The sequence below is a fragment of the Methylopila turkensis genome, assembly GCF_027922325.1.
GTDB lineage: Bacteria > Pseudomonadota > Alphaproteobacteria > Rhizobiales > Methylopilaceae > Methylopila > Methylopila turkensis.
Genome location: NZ_BSFL01000002.1, coordinates 823,207 through 838,297 on the forward strand (window position 1 = coordinate 823,207; position 15,091 = coordinate 838,297).

The following is a 15,091-nucleotide window of genomic DNA, read 5'->3' on the forward strand; positions in this document are numbered from 1 at the left end:
GGGGCGGCCATGGGAATCGGACATTTCTTTGTCGACCGGCCGATCTTCGCGTCGGTCATCTCGATCGTTCTGATGATCGTCGGCGGCGTCGCTCTGGTGAGCCTGCCGATCGCGCAGTACCCGGAGATCGCGCCTCCCACCATCTCGGTCACCGCGCAGTATCCGGGCGCGAACGCCGAGACCATCGCCGAGACGGTCGCCGCGCCGCTGGAGCAGCAGATCAACGGCGTCGAGGGCATGATCTACATGAACTCGCTGGCGACCGGCGACGGCCGCCTGCAGCTCACCGTCACCTTCCAGCCGGGCACCAACCAGGACATCGCGCAGGTTCAGGTCCAGAACCGCGTCAGCCAGGCCGATCCCCGCCTGCCGGAAGCGGTGCGCCGCAACGGCGTTCAGGTGAACAAGCGGTCGTCGGACTTCCTGATGGTCGTGAACCTGATCTCGCCCAACAAGTCGCTCGACACCGTCTACATGTCGAACTACGCGTCGGTGAACGTGATCGACGCGCTGAAGCGCATCGAGGGCGTCGGCGACATCACCATCTTCGGCGAGCGCGAGCTCTCCCTGCGCGTCTGGCTCGACCCGAACCGGCTCGCGGCCTACGGCCTCGCCGCAGGCGACGTGGTGTCCGCGATCTCCGCGCAGAACGTGCAGGTGTCCGGCGGCTCGCTCGGCGCGCCGCCCTCGCCGCCTGGCACCGCCTCCCAGATCACGGTGACGACGCAGGGGCGGTTCCAGACCCCCGAGCAGTTCAAGCAGATCATCGTCCGCGCCACCTCGGACGGACGGCTGCTGCGCGTCGGCGACGTGGCGCGCGTGGAGCTCGCCGCCCGCACCTACTCGTCGAACTCCTATCTCGGCGCCGATCCGACCGTCGGCATGGGCATCTTCCAGCGCCCCGGCACCAACGCGACCGAGGCCGCCGAGCAGATCAAGGCCACGATGGAGACGCTGAAGGCGTCCTTCCCGGCGGGCCTCGAATACCGCACCGAGTACAATCCGACCGAGTTCATCAACGAGTCGATCACCGCGGTCGAGCACACGATCTACGAGGCGGTCGCCCTCGTCGTGCTGGTGGTGTTCATCTTCCTGCAGTCGTGGCGCGCGGCGATCATCCCGGTCGCGGCGATCCCGGTGTCGTTGATCGCGACCTTCGCCGTCATGTCGGCCTTCGGCTTCTCGCTGAACATGCTGACGCTGTTCGGCCTGATCCTCGCCATCGGCATCGTGGTCGACGACGCCATCGTCGTGGTGGAGAACGTCGAGCGCAACATGGCGCTCGGGAAGACGCCCCGCGAGGCCGCGCATGTCACGATGGACGAGGTCGGCACCGCCGTCATCGCCATCGCGCTGGTGCTGTGCGCGGTGTTCGTTCCGACCGCCTTCATCCCCGGCATCTCCGGCATCTTCTATCAGCAGTTCGCGCTGACGATCGCGGCGTCGACCGTGCTGTCGGCGCTGGTGTCGCTCACGCTGTCCCCGGCGCTGTGCGCCATCCTGCTGAAGCCGCACCAGCACGGCGGCAAGCGCAGCCTCGGCCAGCGGGCGGCCGACCTGTTCAACCGCAACTTCGACCGCGGCGCGAACGGCTACAGCCGCTCGGTCGGCTGGATGGTCGGCCACAAGTCGATCTTCCTCATCGCCTACGTCGCGCTGATCGGCGGCGCGGTCTACATGTTCTCGTCGGTGCCGCGGGGCTTCATCCCGCAGGCCGACCAGGGCTACGCCATCCTGATCGCGCAGTTGCCGGAGGGCGCGAACCTCCAGCGCACGGACGAGGTGGCGCGGCGCGCGGCGGAGATCGTCCGGCAGGTGCCGGGCGTGAAGAATGCGGTCACGATCGCCGGCTTCTCGGGAGCGACCTTCTCGGCGGCCTCGAATGCGGCGACGAGCTTCATCATCTTCGATCCGTTCAACGAGCGGACGGAGCACGGCGCGAGCCACACGGCGCCCGCGATCCTGGCCGAAGCGCAGAAGCGGCTGTTCGCGATCGAGGAAGCCTTCGTGCTCGCCATCCTGCCGCCGACGGTGCGCGGCATCGGCCAGGGCGGCGGCTGGAAGATGTACGTGCAGGACCGCACGAACATGGGCTTCGTGCCGCTTGAGGCCTCGGTCAACGAGCTGATCGCCAAGGCGAACGCCTCGGGCCAGGTCACGCGCGTGTTCACGAGCTTCAACACCCGCGCGCCGCAGGTCTACCTCGACATCGACCGCGTCAAGGCCCAGCAGCTCAACGTGCCGGTGCAGAACATCTTCGAGGCGCTTCAGACGCTGCTCGGCACGGCCTATGTCAACGACTTCACGGCGCTCGGCCGCACCTTCCAGGTGAACGCGCAGGCGGACGCCCAATTCCGCGTCAAGCTGTCGGACGTCTACCAGTTCAAGGTGCGGTCGACGAACGGCGCCCTGGTGCCGCTCGGCACTCTCATCACCGAGCGCAACCAGACCGGCCCCTACACGGTGGAGCGGCAGAACATCTACAACGCCATCGCTCTCCAGGGCGACGCCGCCCCCGGCGTCTCCACGGGGCAGGCGATCGCGCTGATGGAGCGGCTCGCCGCTGAGACCCTGCCGCCCGGCGTCCAGTTCGAGTGGGTGGACCTCGCCTATCAGGAGAAACTGGCGGGCAACACCGCGGTGTTCGTGTTCGCGCTCGCGATCCTGTTCGTGTTCCTGTTCCTCTCGGCGCAGTACGAAAGCTGGGCGCTGCCGCTCGCGATCATCCTGATCACGCCGCTGTCGCTGCTGGCGGCGCTGATCGGCGTGTGGCTGAAGGGGTCGGACAACAACATCCTGACCCAGATCGGCTTCATCGTGCTGATCGGCCTCGCGGCCAAGAACGCGATCCTGATCGTCGAGTTTGCGCGACAGCGCGAGGAGGAAGGCGAAAGCATCGTCCAGGCCGCCGTCGACGCCTGTAAGGACCGGCTGCGGCCGATCATCATGACGTCGCTCGCCTTCTCGCTCGGCGTGGTGCCGCTGGCCTTCGCCACCGGCGCGGCGTCCGAGCTGCGGCAGGCGATCGGCGTGGCGGTGCTCGCCGGCATGGTCGGCGTCACCATCCTCGGCCTGTTCCTGACGCCGGTGTTCTACGTGACGATCCGGAGCCTCGTGAGCCGCTTCCGCAAGGAGAAGCCCAAATCCACCGGCGACAAGCCCGGCGGCGACTCCCACAAGCCGGGCGGCGGCGCGCCCGGGGCGGGCCAGCCGCCCGCGCCGCACCCGGCCTGACGGGACGGCTCCAAAGCCAGACGCCCAAAGGGGGCACCGGCCACACGCCGGCGCCCCCTTTTTCATTCGAGCTTCGCGCCGGAGAGGCGGACGAGCTCCCGCCACATCGGATCCTCGTCGGCGACCCGGCGGCGCAGGTCGTCCGGGGACGCGTCCAAAGCCACCGAGAACCCGCTCGGCTCGAGCTTCTCAGTGAGCGCGGGGTCGGTCATCGCGGCGGCGACAGCGTCGCGCAGCTTCGCCTGCACGTCGGCGGGTAAGCCTTTCGGCCCGACGACCGCGTACCAGGTCTGCAGGTCGACGTCGCCGAGGCCGAGATCGGCGAACTCCTTCATGCCCGGCACGTCCGGCAGCGCCGCGATCCGCTCCCGACCGCCGACCGCGAGCGCGGCGAACGATCCATCGCGGACATGGGGCACGAGCGCCGGCGTGACGTCGAACATCATGTCGATGACGCCGCCGAGCAGGTCGACGATCGCGGGACCGCCGCCCTTGTAGGGCACGTGCAGGATCGCGGCGCCGGTCCGCGCCTTCACCAGCTCGATCATCAGGTGGGACACCTGCCCCTGCCCCGAGGAGCCCATGCGGACCTCGTCCGGATGCGCCTTCGCCCAGGCGATCAGGTCGCGGAACGTCGCCCAGCCGCGCTCCCGCGCCGTGCGGGCGTTGACGACGCAGACGACCGTGCCGGTGACGATGCGCGTCATGGGCGTCAGATCCACGTCCGGATCGTAGGGCTGGCTCGCGTAAAGGTACTTGTTGGCGATTAGCTGCGACGTCGACACCAGACCGAGCGTCTCGCCGTCCGGGGCCGCCTTCACGACCGCCGACGTCCCCAGCATGCCCCCGGCGCCGGCGCGGTTCTCGACCACGACCGTGCGGCCGAGCTTCGGACCGAGCCGCTCTGCGAGCATGCGCGCCAGCAGATCGACGGCGCCGCCGGGCGGAAACGGCGCGATCAGCGTGGTCACGGCCGCGCGCGCCGGACGGGAGAGGCCCAGAGCGAGGGCGCCGGCGAGACCTGCGGTCGCCTCGCGGCGGGACGGCCCATGGGGCATCGCGCATCTCCTGCCTTGGTCGGGAGACGCTTGAGAATAAGGCGCGCCGCCGCGCGCGCCAGCCCTGCGCCGGCCGCAGAGGCGGCGCCCCCTTCCATTCGGGGGCGCGAATGACGATCTCGCAAGGTGAACAGGGCGCATAGGCCCGACAGACCCGGAATCGCCTTCCGCTTCCGCGGGCGGCGACCGATCAGGAACAGACGATGATCCCGTTCTCCGTGCTCGACCTCGCGCCGATCGCGCAAGGCGCCACCGCAGCCGACGCGTTCCGCAACTCGCGCGCCTTGGCGCAGGAAGCCGAGCGGCTCGGCTACCATCGGTTCTGGCTCGCCGAACACCACAACATGACGGGGATCGCCAGCGCCGCGACGGCCGTCGTCATCGGCCATGTCGCCGAGGGCACCTTGACCATCCGTGTCGGCTCCGGCGGCGTGATGCTGCCGAACCATTCGCCGCTGGTGATCGCAGAGCAGTTCGGCACGCTGGCCGCGCTCTATCCCGGCCGCATCGATCTCGGCCTCGGCCGCGCGCCGGGAACGGACATGGCGACCGCCCGGGCGCTGAGGCGCGATCTCCACGCCGCCGCCGAAAGCTTTCCGCAGGACGTGATCGAGCTGCAGAGCTATTTCGAGCCGGCGCTCGAGGACCAGGCGATCCGGGCCGTGCCGGGAGCCGGGCTTCAGGTGCCGATCTGGCTGCTGGGCTCCAGCCTCTATTCGGCGCAGCTCGCCGCCATGCTCGGCCTGCCGTTCGCGTTCGCCTCGCATTTCGCGCCGCACGATCTGGAGGAGGCCTTCGCGGTCTATCGCGCCACGTTCCGGCCGTCGCCGAAACTGGCGAAGCCCTACGCCATGGCCGCCGTCAACGTGCTCGCCGCCGAGAGCGACGACGCCGCGCGCCGCGCCTTCACCTCCCAGCAGCAGGCCTTCATCAACCTCCGGCGCGGCCGTCCGGGACCGCTGCCGCCCCCGATCGACGACATCGACGCCTATTGCAGCCCCGCCGAACGCGCCGGACTCGAGCAGATGCTGCGCTACGCCTTCGTGGGTTCGCCGGCGACGGTCGAGCGCGGCCTCGCGGATTTCCTCGCGCGTCTCGCGCCCGACGAGCTCATGGTCACGGGCCACGCCTTCGCGTCGGACACCCGCCTGACGTCGCTGCGCCTGACGGCGGAGATCCGGGACGGGCTGGCGGCGCGCGCCGCGGCCTGACCTAGACCGCCCGGCGCAGGCCGGGCGCGGCGGCGGCGCGCTCAGCGGGCTGACTCTCGGTTTGCCGGATCGGCGGCAGCGCGCTCATCACGCGGCTCGCCGGCAGGGTGACGACGACCTCGGTGCCCTCCCGCAGCTTGCTCTTCAGCGAGAAGCCGCCGCCGTGCAGGTCGATCAGCCCCTTCACGATCGGGAGGCCGAGGCCGGCGCCCTGCTCCGCGGTCTTGATCGCGAGCGTGCCCTGGCCAAACGAGGCGAGCACGGTCGGAATCTCGTTCTCCGGAATGCCCGGCCCGGTGTCGGAAACGCTGAAATACTGGCCGCCGGAGGCGGTCCATCCGACCTTGAGCGTGATCACGCCGCCCTGGGGGGTGAACTTGATCGCGTTCGACAGCAGGTTCAGCGTGATCTGGCGCAGCGCCCGCTCGTCGGCCCAGACCGGCGGCATGCCGGGCTCGTAAAGCTCGCGGATCGCGATGCCGCGGTTCTTGGCGCGGAGCTTGAGCAGGTGGTGGCAGTCCTCGACCACGTAGGCGAGGTTGATGCTCTCCTCGTTCAGCTCGTAGCGTCCGGCCTCGATGCGCGACAGGTCGAGGATCTCGTTGATGAGCTCGAGCAGATGCTGGCCGCTCTGGTGGATGTCGCCGGCGTATTCCTTGTAGGTCGGAACCGAATGCGCCCCGAACACCTCCGCCTTCATCACCTCCGAAAAGCCGAGGATGGCGTTGAGCGGCGTCCGGAGCTCGTGGCTCATGGTCGCGAGGAAGCGGGACTTGGCGAGGTTGGCCGCCTCCGCGCGCCGCCGCGCCTCGTCCGAATTGGCCTTGGCCTGCTCCAGCTCGCCGATCAGCGCGTCCTTCTCGGCGCGGAACTCCAGCGCGTCGAGCGTGCTGCGGAACAGCCGGCGGCCGAGCAGCAGGAAATAGACCTCGGCGCCGACCGCCATGACGGCGACCGCCGCCGCGCCCGGGCCGCCGACCGGCACATAGACGGCGAGCGCCACGGCCGTGATCGGCAGCGTCCCGGCGTAGACCGCGAGCGGCACGCTCGCCGCCAGCGTGGTCGAGACGGCCAAGCCGGTCAGCATCACGAACAGCGTCATGATGGCCGCGGCGTCGGTCGCGACGTCGAGCAGGGCCACGACCGACGCCCAGGCGCAGGCGTTGACGAACTCGGCGGCTACGAAGCGCCGGGTCCAGACGCGGAGATCCGCTTCGTCGGCCGGCCGGAGCAGGAAGCGCCGCGCGACCGCGACCGCGACGCCGTGGCCCGCGCACGCGACGGCCAGCCAGACGACGCCGGCCGCGCTCGATACCCATATGCCGAGGCCGATCGCGGCGACGGCCGCCAGGGCGAACACGACCAGCGCGGCCGAGACCCGGTTCTGGGCGTAGATGCGCGCGAGCTCGAGATCGAAGGCGGGGCGGGTGCCGGTGGTGGAGGTCAGGCGTTCACGGGCCGTGCGGACATTGGCCGCGACCGTGCGGCGGCGGTCCGCCGTCCGCTCCGACGGGCGGATGTCGGGATCGGATCCCTCCGGAAGCCCAAACATGTCCACGTCGCGCGCTCGCTTCACCGCCCTGTTTCACGTCGAAGCGCGACCTTGCAAGCGAAAGGCTTAAGACGGTGCTGACGCAACCGTTCAATTCCCCGACGTCGGAGGCCGACGACGCCGAACTCGCGGCGCTGCTGTCGGAGATCCGCGCCTGCCGCATCTGCCGCGACGCGCCGCGCGGCGCGCCTTTGCCGCACCCTCCCCGCCCCGTGGTGCGGGCGCGGGCGACCGCGCGGATCGCGGTCTGCGGACAGGCGCCGGGCACGCGCGTCCACGCCTCGGGCGTGCCGTTCACCGACCCGTCCGGCGTGCGGCTGCGGCGCTGGATGGGCGTCAGCGACGACGAGTTTTACGACGAGGCGCGCATCGCGGTGGTCCCGATGGGCTTCTGCTTCCCCGGCCTCGACGCCAAGGGCGGCGACCGGCCGCCGCGGCGGGAATGCGCTCCCGCCTGGCGCGCGGAACTGTTCAACCTGCTGCCGTCGATCGAGCTGGTGCTCGCGGTCGGACGTCCGGCGCAGCTCTGGCATCTCGGGGCTGACGCCGGGCCGTCGCTGACGGCGGCGGTCGCCGACTGGCGCCGGATCGTGGACCGGCCGGGGCTTCCACGCGTCGTGCCGCTGCCGCATCCGTCCTGGCGCAACAACGCGTGGCTCAAACGCAATCCGTGGTTCGACGAGGAGCTCGCGCCGACGCTGCGCCGGATGGTGCGCGACGCGCTGACGCCGGAGCCAAAAAGCGAAACCGGCGCAGGGAAACGCCGCGGCCCGCGTTAAAACCTGCGAGAGGGGCGCGCAGTTTCCGCGCAACGACCAAGGAGCCTTGAGCCATGGACCGTATCGCAGCCGCCGGCCTCGCCGCCGCACTGGCGCTCACCCCGCTTGCAGCTGTCGCCCAGCCGGCCGATTCGATGACCCGGTCGGAGCGGATCGAGAAGCGGACGAAGGGCATGGAGAAGCGCTTCGAGCGTCTCGACGTCGACAAGGACGGCGTGCTGACGCGGGAGGAGGCGCAAGCGCCCCTGACCAAGGTGTTCGCGCGCATGGACAAGGACGGCGACGGCGTGCTGTCCGCCGAGGAGATCAAGACGCTGCGGGCGGCCGCCGAGAAGCGCCTCGCCAAGCGCGGCGACGACAAGCGCGGCGACGACGAACGGCCGCGCGCCCGCAAGGACCGCTTCGAACGCGCCGACAAGGACCGCGACGGCAAGATCACCCGCGACGAGTTCCTGGCGCAGGGCCTGCCGTGGTTCCGCCGCGCCGACAGGGACGGCGACGGCAAGGTGACGAAGGCCGAGTTCGACGCGCTGCTGGAGAAGATGAAGAGCCGCGCCGCCGGACGCGACGACGCCGGACCGAAGAAGGCTTCGGATCGCGCGGACGGCGGCGACGCGGCGGACGCGGACGAGGACGCCGAGTGAGATGACCCGCGGGGATGCGGAGTGACGGCCGATGACGGCGCTGGCCCGGATGACGGACATGCGCGACGGGCGGGCCGGCGCGATGCGCGCGGCTGAACGCCCCGCGACCGCGGACGAGCCGGACGACGACGCGCTGCTCGCGCTCGTCGGCGACGGCGACCAGCGCGCCTTCGCGCGGCTCGTGGCCCGCCACGGCCCGAAGGCGCAGGCGGTCGCGCACCGCTTCACCGGCTCCGCCAGCGAGGCGGAGGATCTCGTCCAGGAGGCGTTCTGGCGCGTGTGGAAATCGGCGGACCGCTGGCGCCCCGGCGGCGCCCGGTTCTCGACCTGGCTGCACCGCGTCGTGGTGAACCTGTGCGTCGATCACGACCGTCGGCGGCGGCTTCGCCGGTTCCTGCCGTTCGCCGACGCGTTCGATCCGCCGTCGGACGAGGTCGGGCCGGAGCGCAGCCTCTCCGACCGCGACGAGGTCGACCAGGTGCGGGCGGACATCCTGACGCTGCCCGCCCGCCAGCGCGCCGCGCTGCTGCTCGCCGCCGACGGCGAACGCTCCAACGCGGAGATCGCCGAAGCGCTGGACGCGACCGAGAAGGCTGTTGAATCCATGCTTGTCCGCGCCCGGCGGACCCTGCGCGCCCTTCAGGCGGCGCGCGAGGAGACGAGACCATGACCGACCATCTCTCCCTGCCGCTGTTCGATCAGCGGCTCGACGCGCTCGGCGCCGACCTAGAGCGCTGGCCTCAGGCGGAGGCCGCCGCCGCGCGCGCGCTGCTCGCCCGTTCCGCGGAAGCGCGGAATCGGCATGCGGAGGCGGTCCGGCTCGACGCGCTGGTGGCGAAGGCGGCCGCCGCGCCCACGCCGAACGGCTTCGCGTTCCGCGTGGTCGGCGAGGTGTCGGCGCGCCGCAGCGACCGGTGGCTCTGGCTCACGGCGTCGCCCGGCCGGTTCGGCTTCGCGAGCGCAACCTTCTGCGCCGCAGCGCTCACCGTCGGTCTCGCGCTCGGCGCGATCGTCGACACGCGCGCCACCGGCGCGACGACCCTCGACCTCGGCGCGGCGATCGAAGTCTCGCTGAACGACGGGGATCTTTGAGATGGCGCGCAGGCCCGTCTGGCTTTTCGGCGCGCTCGCCCTGTCTGTCGCGCTCAACATCGCGGCGGCCGGCTTCGTCATGACCTCCGGGCCGGACAAGCCGCCGCAGCGCCGGAACGTGGACGACGTGATCGGCTTCGTGTCGCAGCGCTATCCGGACTCCGTCGGCGACGCGGTTCGGGCGCGGCTCGAGGCCAGGCGGGCGGAGCTGTCGCAGGCGCTTTCGCAGATGCAGGCGGCGCGAAGGGCAACGCGGGAGACGATCAGCGCTGATCCGGTCGATGCGGACGCCGTGCGCGCCGCCTTCGAGGACGCCCGCGCGAAGGGCGCGAGCTTCCAGCAGGTGATCCACGAGGCGATCGCCGAAGCGCTGCCGGCGGCGCTGCCGGCCGACCGCGCGAAAGTCGCGCGCGGCGAAAAGGACTGAGCGGGCGCCCGCCCAGTCCTGGAGGCTAGGCGCGTCAGTACTCGACGACGTCCTCGAGCGCGTAGTGCTTCACGGTCTTCCGGTTTGCGATCAGCTCGTCGATCGTCGGCTGGCCGTTGATCGCGCGCTTGATGGCGAGCTTCGTCGCCTCGTAGTTGGTCCGGTACAGGTCCTTCTTGTCGAGGTTCGGGTCCTCGGCGCAGCGCGGGTCGAGCCAGATCGTCACGATCATGCAGATGTCGTCGACGATGTCCTTCGGGATCACGCCCTCGATGACGCTGTCGAGGATCGCGTCGCCGGTCGCCGCCTGAACCACGCCGCCAAGCAGATCGACATATTCCGCGGTGTGAATGGTGGCCTTGGTGGTCATCATCGTCGCCGGCTTCACCTGCTGGTTCAGGTCGCGCACGACGAACATGCGGGTGTGGCCGACCGTCTGGCCCAGCATGCCGGCGAAGGCGTGGCCCACCGGGCCGTCGACCCGGCCGATCACGATCTCAGGCATCGCGTCGGTGGCCTGGCCCTCGGCCGCGAGCACCGTGGCCTCGCCGGTGCGGAAAACGATGTTCGTCATTATCAATGCTCCTGAGGAAACCGAAACGGCGCCGGCCGTCAGGCCGGGACCGCAGCCCATACGCCCGAGCCGTCGCAGCAGCGCAGGCGTCCGGTGGCGACGCCGAAATGCATGCCCGTCAGCGCGAGGTCGCCCGCCTCGACACGCTCGCGCAGCCAGGGGAAGGTCATCAGGTTGCTGAGCGTGACCGCCACGCAGGCCTCTTCTCCGGCCTGCTGGCGCGCGTCGCCTTCGAGCGCCGGGTCGACGGCCCCCCTGGCGCGGGCCGCGATTCCCATCCAGCTCACCACGAAGTCGGAGGCCTCCGGCGGCGCGCCGTTGAGCAGCGCGTTCACGCCGCCGCAGCCCGCATGCGCCAGCACGACGATGCGCTCGACTTTCAGCACTCGCACCGCGTATTCGACCGCGGCGCTCGCGCCGTGATGCGCCTGGTCCGGCGCGTAAGGCGGCACGAGGCCGGCGACGTTGCGCAGCACGAACAGCTCGCCGGGCGCCGCGCCGAGAATCTGCTGCGGGTCGACCCGGCTGTCGGAGCAGCCGATCACCAGGATCTTCGGCGCCTGCCCGTCGGCGAGGCTCTCATACCGTTTGCGCAGCTCGGGCCAAGCCTCGGCGCGGAAGCGGCGATAGCCGTCGAACAGAGCGTCGAGCGAGGTCGATGCCTCCTTCGTGAAGGCGGGCTGCGCGTCGGTCATGAAACCACCCCTTCTCAAGCAACGTAACGGTCAATACGGCGATCTGCGCACGGATCACGGCGGCCGCGTCAGCGTCAACCGCGCAGTCCGTCGCAATGCCCGCCAGCGCCTTCTGGCCGCAGGCGGTGCGGAGACTATCTGGAGCCGTTAAGAAGACGGACGGCGTCCCTCGGAGCGACAAGCGATGTGCATGACGGCCGCGGACGACACCGACGACGACGCGATTGAGGCCGCCTGGACGGCCATCAAGGCGGCGCGGCACGGCGCGGCGCTGCCCGAGCGGCTTAAGCGCCATCCGCTCTGCCTGATGCTGAAGCCGGTCGCCTCCCCTGGCCCGATCGTGATCGGGCAAATCGGGCAGTCCCTCGACGGCCGGGTCGCCACCGTCACGGGCGCCTCGCGCTACATCAACGGCGACGTCGCGCTCGACCACCTGCACCGGCTGCGCGCCCTCGTCGACGCGGTCGTGGTCGGCGTCGGCACGGTCTGCGCCGACGACTGCCAGCTCACCGTGCGGCGCGTCGCGGGCTCGGCTCCGGCGCGCGTCGTGATCGACCCCAACGGCCGGATCCCGGACAGAGCCCGCGTGCTCGACGACGACGGCCAGCGCCGCATCGTTATTCGCGCCGAAGGCGCCGCGCATTGCGGCGTGGCGGGCGTCGAGACCGTCCATCTGCCGCGGCGCGACGGCCGCATCGCTCCGGCCGACGTGGTGGCGGCGCTGGCGCGGCGCGGCCTGCGCCGCGTGCTGGTCGAGGGCGGGGCCGACACGGTCTCGGCCTTCGTGGCCGCGGGCCGGATCGACCGGCTGCATGTGATGGTCGCGCCGCTGCTCGTCGGCTCCGGCCGTTCGGGCCTCGCGCTGCCTCCGATCGACGACCTCGACCGCGCGCGCCGGCCGGCCGCGACCGCGCACACGCTCGGGACCGACGTTCTGTTCGACTGCGACATGCGCGCCTCGACGCCGCATGGCTCCAAAACCGCACAGGGAGATCGCCATGAGCACGACGACGCCGGCCGCAGGCGGCTACACGTCGACGGCTAAGGTTCTGCACTGGATCGTCGCGGCGGTCGTCGTCGCGCAGATCGTCGGCGGCGTTTCGCTGGACTTTATGGCGGACGGCCCGTCGAAGGACTGGTTCTACGACGTCCACAAGTCGACCGGCGTCCTCATCCTCGCCCTCATGGTCGCGCGGCTGGGCTGGCGGCTCGCCGTCCCTCCGCCTCCGCCGGAGCCGACGCTGGAGCGCTGGCAGATCGGCCTGTCGCACGCGGTCCACTGGGCGCTTTATCTCATCCTGCTGGCGATGCCCCTGCTCGGATGGATCGGGTCGAACGCCTTCGGCGCGCCGGTCCCGGTGTTCGGGCTGTTCGAAATGCCGCGCATCGTGGGAGAGGACAAGGAGCTGTCCAAGGCGGTGCTCGGATGGCACGCCACGCTCGGCTTCGTCGGCGCGGGCCTGATCGCGCTGCACGTCGCGGCGGCGCTGTTCCACCGCTTCGTCAGGAAGGACGCCGTGCTGGCGCGGATGACGACGGCCCGGGCCATCCGGGAGGGGTGACGAACAGGTCGACGTGGCCGACGGCGGCCGCGGCGGCCGCTTCCGCGCGGAAGGCGCGCCACGCCGCGAAGGACGCGCCCGACGCCGCCTCCGCCGCCTGCGCGACGCCGTCGGCCAGCGCGTGGATCAACGGCGCGTCGTCCTCTGCGAGCCGCCACGGGCTGTCGCCGGCCGCTTCGCGGAAGCCGGCCGCGGCGGCGAGCGCCCGGAACCGAGCCCCCGCCTCCCCGCCGAGCGCCGGGCCAAACCCCTTGTCGGTTCGCTGGTGGCGGTTGAACGCGCCAAGCGCCGCGGCGTCGTCGGGATGGGGCGGCGCGAACGACTTGGCGCCGTCATAGGTCAGCGCTGCGTAGAACGGCGTCTCCGACGCCCGGAGGCGCTCGAGGAGCCGCGCCATCCAGCTTTCCCCGACCAGATCGAGCAGCGCCGAACAGGCGACGAGGTCGAAGGCCCCCTCCTCCGGCACTGGCTCGGCGGCGAGGTCGGCGAGCGCGAAGCGGACCTGGATCCGCCGACCTTCCCGCAGCAGAACGAGCGAATCGTCGCGATTCTCAGCGAGGTCAGCCCAGGCCGCGAGGCGGACGCGGGCGTGCCGCAGCAGCTCCGGATCGTGATCGAACAGCGTCCAGCTCTGCGCCGGCCCGAGCCGCGGCGCCAGCGCGCGAAGCGTCGAGCCGGATCCCGCGCCGAGGTCCGCCACCGCGAGCCCGACCCGCCCCTCGAACGCCGCCGCGACGGCATCGAGCACGTCCTGCGATCGCGCGGCGTGGTCGGCCGGCTCGCGGAGGTCGAGCCAGTCCGCGTCGAAGCCGCTCATGCGAGCCGCGCCGCCGCGGCCTCGAACACGTCGGCGGTCGCGGTCCAGCGCGACAGCGTGCGGGCGTGGTCCCAGGCCGCGTCCGAGGCGGCGCGGCGGGCGACGGGATCGCCGATCAGGCGCCGGAGCGCGGCCTCGATCGCCTCGGAGTCGTCGGCGTCGACGACCGCGCCGGCCGCATGCGGCACGGTGGCGGCGGACGCCCCGCCGACGCCGGAAATCACCGGAAGCCCGCGCGCCAACGCCTCGACATAGGCCATGCCATAGCCCTCGAAACGCGACGGCAGCGCGAACAGGTCCGCGCGGTCGTACTCCGCGGCGAGCGCGGCCGAGCCGATCTCGCCCAGAAGGTCGGTCCGCTCGGCGATCCCCACCGCCTCGATCTGCCGGACGAGGGCGTCGACCAACGCCGGATCGCGGGACAGGCTGCCCGCGATGCGCCAGCGCCAGGAGTGATCCTTCAGCCGCCCGAGGGCGGCGGCGAGCATCGCATGGTTCTTGCGCGGCGTGACGGTCGCGACCGTCAGGATGACGCAGACGCCGTTCGCCCCGCCTGCGGCCCGCGGCGCGGGCTCGACGCCGGGCTCCGCCACATGCAGCTTGTCCGCAGCCACCCCGAACCGCTCCCGCAGGATGCCGGCGGTCGTCAGGCTGGTCGCGACGACGACGTCCGCGACCTCGAGCGCCGCGCGCTCCGAGGCCTCGAGCTTTGAGGCAAGGTTCGGCGACAGCCCGGTCTCGAGCGCCAGCGGATGATGCACCAGCGCGCCGAGCGGGCGCCCAAGGGCGCGCAATTTGTCCGGGGGGAGCACGCCAAAGGCGAGCCCGTCGACGAACAGCGCGGCGCCGCGCGGCACGGCGGCGAGGCGGCGCAGCGCTTCCCTGACGTCGTCGCCCCGCGGATGGGGAAGCCGCTCCGGCAGCGACAGCGCCGTCGCGGCCCGCCTGCGCGCCGCAAGCTCGGTCAGCACGCGGGCGTCATAGAGATAGCCCCCGGTGCGCGACGACAGGTCGCCCGGGACCGCGATGACGACGTCGGTCACACCGCGGCCTCGAACCAGGCGCGGGCCACGTGGCTCTCGTGCAGCGTCACGCGGATGCGCTCGATCCCGACAGCCCCGGCTCCGAGCGCGCCTTCGCGCCGCGCGGCCGCCATGGCGTCGAAGATGTGACGGCACAGAAACTCCGTCGTCGTGCGCGCGCCGGGTAGGACCTCGTCGAGATTGGCGTAGTTCAGCGGCTTGAGCGCGGCCTTGAGCGCATCGGTCGCCCGGCCGATGTCCACCACGACGTCATCCTCGTCGAGCTCGCTCCGGAAGAACGCCACGTCGACGACGAAGGTGGCCCCGTGCAGCGCCTGCGCCGGGCCGAAGGTCTCGCCCCTCAGGCTGTGGGCGATCATGATGTGGTCGCGGACTTCGACGGCGTACATGCAGGGCGGCGCTC

General features: G+C 71.4%; 16 protein-coding genes. 9 read left to right on the forward strand and 7 right to left on the reverse strand.

Annotated features, from left to right (window positions below; translation table 11 throughout):
- The first annotated feature begins 9 nt into the window (after positions 1 to 9).
- Positions 10 to 3,234, forward strand: a complete 3,225-nt coding sequence (locus PKE78_RS10605) for an efflux RND transporter permease subunit (RefSeq protein ID WP_271200839.1) — start codon at positions 10 to 12, stop codon at positions 3,232 to 3,234.
- A 62-nt stretch (positions 3,235 to 3,296) separates the two neighbouring features.
- Here PKE78_RS10605 and PKE78_RS10610 read toward each other — a convergent pair whose 3' ends face one another.
- Positions 3,297 to 4,292, reverse strand: coding sequence for a Bug family tripartite tricarboxylate transporter substrate binding protein (locus PKE78_RS10610; RefSeq protein ID WP_271200840.1), 996 nt, complete (start codon positions 4,290 to 4,292; stop codon positions 3,297 to 3,299).
- 203 nt (positions 4,293 to 4,495) lie between these two features.
- Here PKE78_RS10610 and PKE78_RS10615 point away from each other — a divergent pair, with 203 nt between their 5' ends.
- Complete coding sequence (locus tag PKE78_RS10615; protein ID WP_271200841.1) at positions 4,496 to 5,503, forward strand: LLM class flavin-dependent oxidoreductase; 1,008 nt, start codon at positions 4,496 to 4,498, stop codon at positions 5,501 to 5,503.
- A gap of 1 nt (position 5,504) precedes the next feature.
- Here PKE78_RS10615 and PKE78_RS10620 read toward each other — a convergent pair whose 3' ends face one another.
- Positions 5,505 to 7,055, reverse strand: coding sequence for a sensor histidine kinase (locus tag PKE78_RS10620; protein ID WP_271200842.1), 1,551 nt, complete (start codon positions 7,053 to 7,055; stop codon positions 5,505 to 5,507).
- 74 nt (positions 7,056 to 7,129) lie between these two features.
- Between PKE78_RS10620 and PKE78_RS10625 the strand changes: the two genes are divergently transcribed.
- The 5 genes from PKE78_RS10625 to PKE78_RS10645 are packed head-to-tail and all read left to right on the forward strand — an operon-like array spanning position 7,130 to position 9,997.
- A complete protein-coding gene (locus tag PKE78_RS10625) occupies positions 7,130 to 7,834 on the forward strand; it encodes a uracil-DNA glycosylase family protein (RefSeq protein WP_271200843.1) in 705 nt (234 codons plus the stop codon).
- Between the two features lie 53 nt (positions 7,835 to 7,887).
- Positions 7,888 to 8,478, forward strand: coding sequence for an EF-hand domain-containing protein (locus PKE78_RS10630; RefSeq protein ID WP_271200844.1), 591 nt, complete (start codon positions 7,888 to 7,890; stop codon positions 8,476 to 8,478).
- A 31-nt stretch (positions 8,479 to 8,509) separates the two neighbouring features.
- Positions 8,510 to 9,148, forward strand: coding sequence for a sigma-70 family RNA polymerase sigma factor (locus tag PKE78_RS10635; protein WP_271200845.1), 639 nt, complete (start codon positions 8,510 to 8,512; stop codon positions 9,146 to 9,148).
- Positions 9,145 to 9,570, forward strand: coding sequence for a hypothetical protein (locus tag PKE78_RS10640; RefSeq protein ID WP_271200846.1), 426 nt, complete (start codon positions 9,145 to 9,147; stop codon positions 9,568 to 9,570). The genes PKE78_RS10635 and PKE78_RS10640 overlap by 4 nt, the downstream gene beginning before the upstream one ends.
- 1 nt (position 9,571) lies before the next feature.
- Positions 9,572 to 9,997 (forward strand): periplasmic heavy metal sensor, encoded by a 426-nt coding sequence (locus tag PKE78_RS10645; RefSeq protein ID WP_271200847.1) that lies wholly within the window; start codon positions 9,572 to 9,574, stop codon positions 9,995 to 9,997.
- 34 nt (positions 9,998 to 10,031) lie between these two features.
- Here PKE78_RS10645 and fae read toward each other — a convergent pair whose 3' ends face one another.
- Together fae and PKE78_RS10655 are read right to left on the reverse strand one after the other, a co-directional pair.
- Positions 10,032 to 10,571 carry a formaldehyde-activating enzyme gene (gene fae, locus PKE78_RS10650; protein WP_271200848.1) on the reverse strand — a complete coding sequence of 180 codons (540 nt, stop codon included), beginning with the start codon at positions 10,569 to 10,571 and terminating at the stop codon, positions 10,032 to 10,034.
- A 38-nt stretch (positions 10,572 to 10,609) separates the two neighbouring features.
- Positions 10,610 to 11,266 (reverse strand): carbonic anhydrase, encoded by a 657-nt coding sequence (locus tag PKE78_RS10655; RefSeq protein WP_271200849.1) that lies wholly within the window; start codon positions 11,264 to 11,266, stop codon positions 10,610 to 10,612.
- A 184-nt stretch (positions 11,267 to 11,450) separates the two neighbouring features.
- Here PKE78_RS10655 and PKE78_RS10660 point away from each other — a divergent pair, with 184 nt between their 5' ends.
- A complete protein-coding gene (locus tag PKE78_RS10660) occupies positions 11,451 to 12,311 on the forward strand; it encodes a RibD family protein (RefSeq protein ID WP_271200850.1) in 861 nt (286 codons plus the stop codon).
- Positions 12,265 to 12,828: a cytochrome b gene (locus tag PKE78_RS10665; protein ID WP_271200851.1), complete on the forward strand. Its 564-nt coding sequence runs from the start codon at positions 12,265 to 12,267 to the stop codon at positions 12,826 to 12,828. The genes PKE78_RS10660 and PKE78_RS10665 overlap by 47 nt, the downstream gene beginning before the upstream one ends.
- Here the strand turns inward: PKE78_RS10665 and PKE78_RS10670 are convergent.
- From PKE78_RS10670 to PKE78_RS10680, 3 genes are read right to left on the reverse strand one after another with little or no spacing between them, the layout of a single operon-like run.
- Complete coding sequence (locus PKE78_RS10670; RefSeq protein ID WP_271200852.1) at positions 12,770 to 13,645, reverse strand: class I SAM-dependent methyltransferase; 876 nt, start codon at positions 13,643 to 13,645, stop codon at positions 12,770 to 12,772. The genes PKE78_RS10665 and PKE78_RS10670 overlap by 59 nt on opposite strands.
- Positions 13,642 to 14,688 carry a glycosyltransferase family 4 protein gene (locus PKE78_RS10675; RefSeq protein WP_271200853.1) on the reverse strand — a complete coding sequence of 349 codons (1,047 nt, stop codon included), beginning with the start codon at positions 14,686 to 14,688 and terminating at the stop codon, positions 13,642 to 13,644. The genes PKE78_RS10670 and PKE78_RS10675 overlap by 4 nt, the downstream gene beginning before the upstream one ends.
- The gene (locus PKE78_RS10680; protein WP_271200854.1) at positions 14,685 to 15,077 is read right to left on the reverse strand and encodes a 6-pyruvoyl trahydropterin synthase family protein; all 393 of its coding nucleotides are present in this window, start codon (positions 15,075 to 15,077) and stop codon (positions 14,685 to 14,687) included. The genes PKE78_RS10675 and PKE78_RS10680 overlap by 4 nt, the downstream gene beginning before the upstream one ends.
- Positions 15,078 to 15,091: the final 14 nt, after the last annotated feature.

Coding starts and splice junctions, on each gene's coding strand:
- PKE78_RS10630 (WP_271200844.1), top strand. CDS start 7,888: ATGGACCGTATCGCAGCCGCCGGCCTCGCCGCCGCACTGGCGCTCACC.
- PKE78_RS10605 (WP_271200839.1), top strand. CDS start 10: ATGGGAATCGGACATTTCTTTGTCGACCGGCCGATCTTCGCGTCGGTC.
- PKE78_RS10670 (WP_271200852.1), bottom strand. CDS start 13,645: ATGAGCGGCTTCGACGCGGACTGGCTCGACCTCCGCGAGCCGGCCGAC.
- PKE78_RS10610 (WP_271200840.1), bottom strand. CDS start 4,292: ATGCCCCATGGGCCGTCCCGCCGCGAGGCGACCGCAGGTCTCGCCGGC.
- PKE78_RS10635 (WP_271200845.1), top strand. CDS start 8,510: ATGACGGCGCTGGCCCGGATGACGGACATGCGCGACGGGCGGGCCGGC.
- PKE78_RS10680 (WP_271200854.1), bottom strand. CDS start 15,077: ATGTACGCCGTCGAAGTCCGCGACCACATCATGATCGCCCACAGCCTG.
- PKE78_RS10645 (WP_271200847.1), top strand. CDS start 9,572: ATGGCGCGCAGGCCCGTCTGGCTTTTCGGCGCGCTCGCCCTGTCTGTC.
- PKE78_RS10660 (WP_271200850.1), top strand. CDS start 11,451: ATGTGCATGACGGCCGCGGACGACACCGACGACGACGCGATTGAGGCC.
- PKE78_RS10620 (WP_271200842.1), bottom strand. CDS start 7,055: ATGTTTGGGCTTCCGGAGGGATCCGATCCCGACATCCGCCCGTCGGAG.
- fae (WP_271200848.1), bottom strand. CDS start 10,571: ATGACGAACATCGTTTTCCGCACCGGCGAGGCCACGGTGCTCGCGGCC.
- PKE78_RS10640 (WP_271200846.1), top strand. CDS start 9,145: ATGACCGACCATCTCTCCCTGCCGCTGTTCGATCAGCGGCTCGACGCG.
- PKE78_RS10655 (WP_271200849.1), bottom strand. CDS start 11,266: ATGACCGACGCGCAGCCCGCCTTCACGAAGGAGGCATCGACCTCGCTC.
- PKE78_RS10665 (WP_271200851.1), top strand. CDS start 12,265: ATGAGCACGACGACGCCGGCCGCAGGCGGCTACACGTCGACGGCTAAG.
- PKE78_RS10615 (WP_271200841.1), top strand. CDS start 4,496: ATGATCCCGTTCTCCGTGCTCGACCTCGCGCCGATCGCGCAAGGCGCC.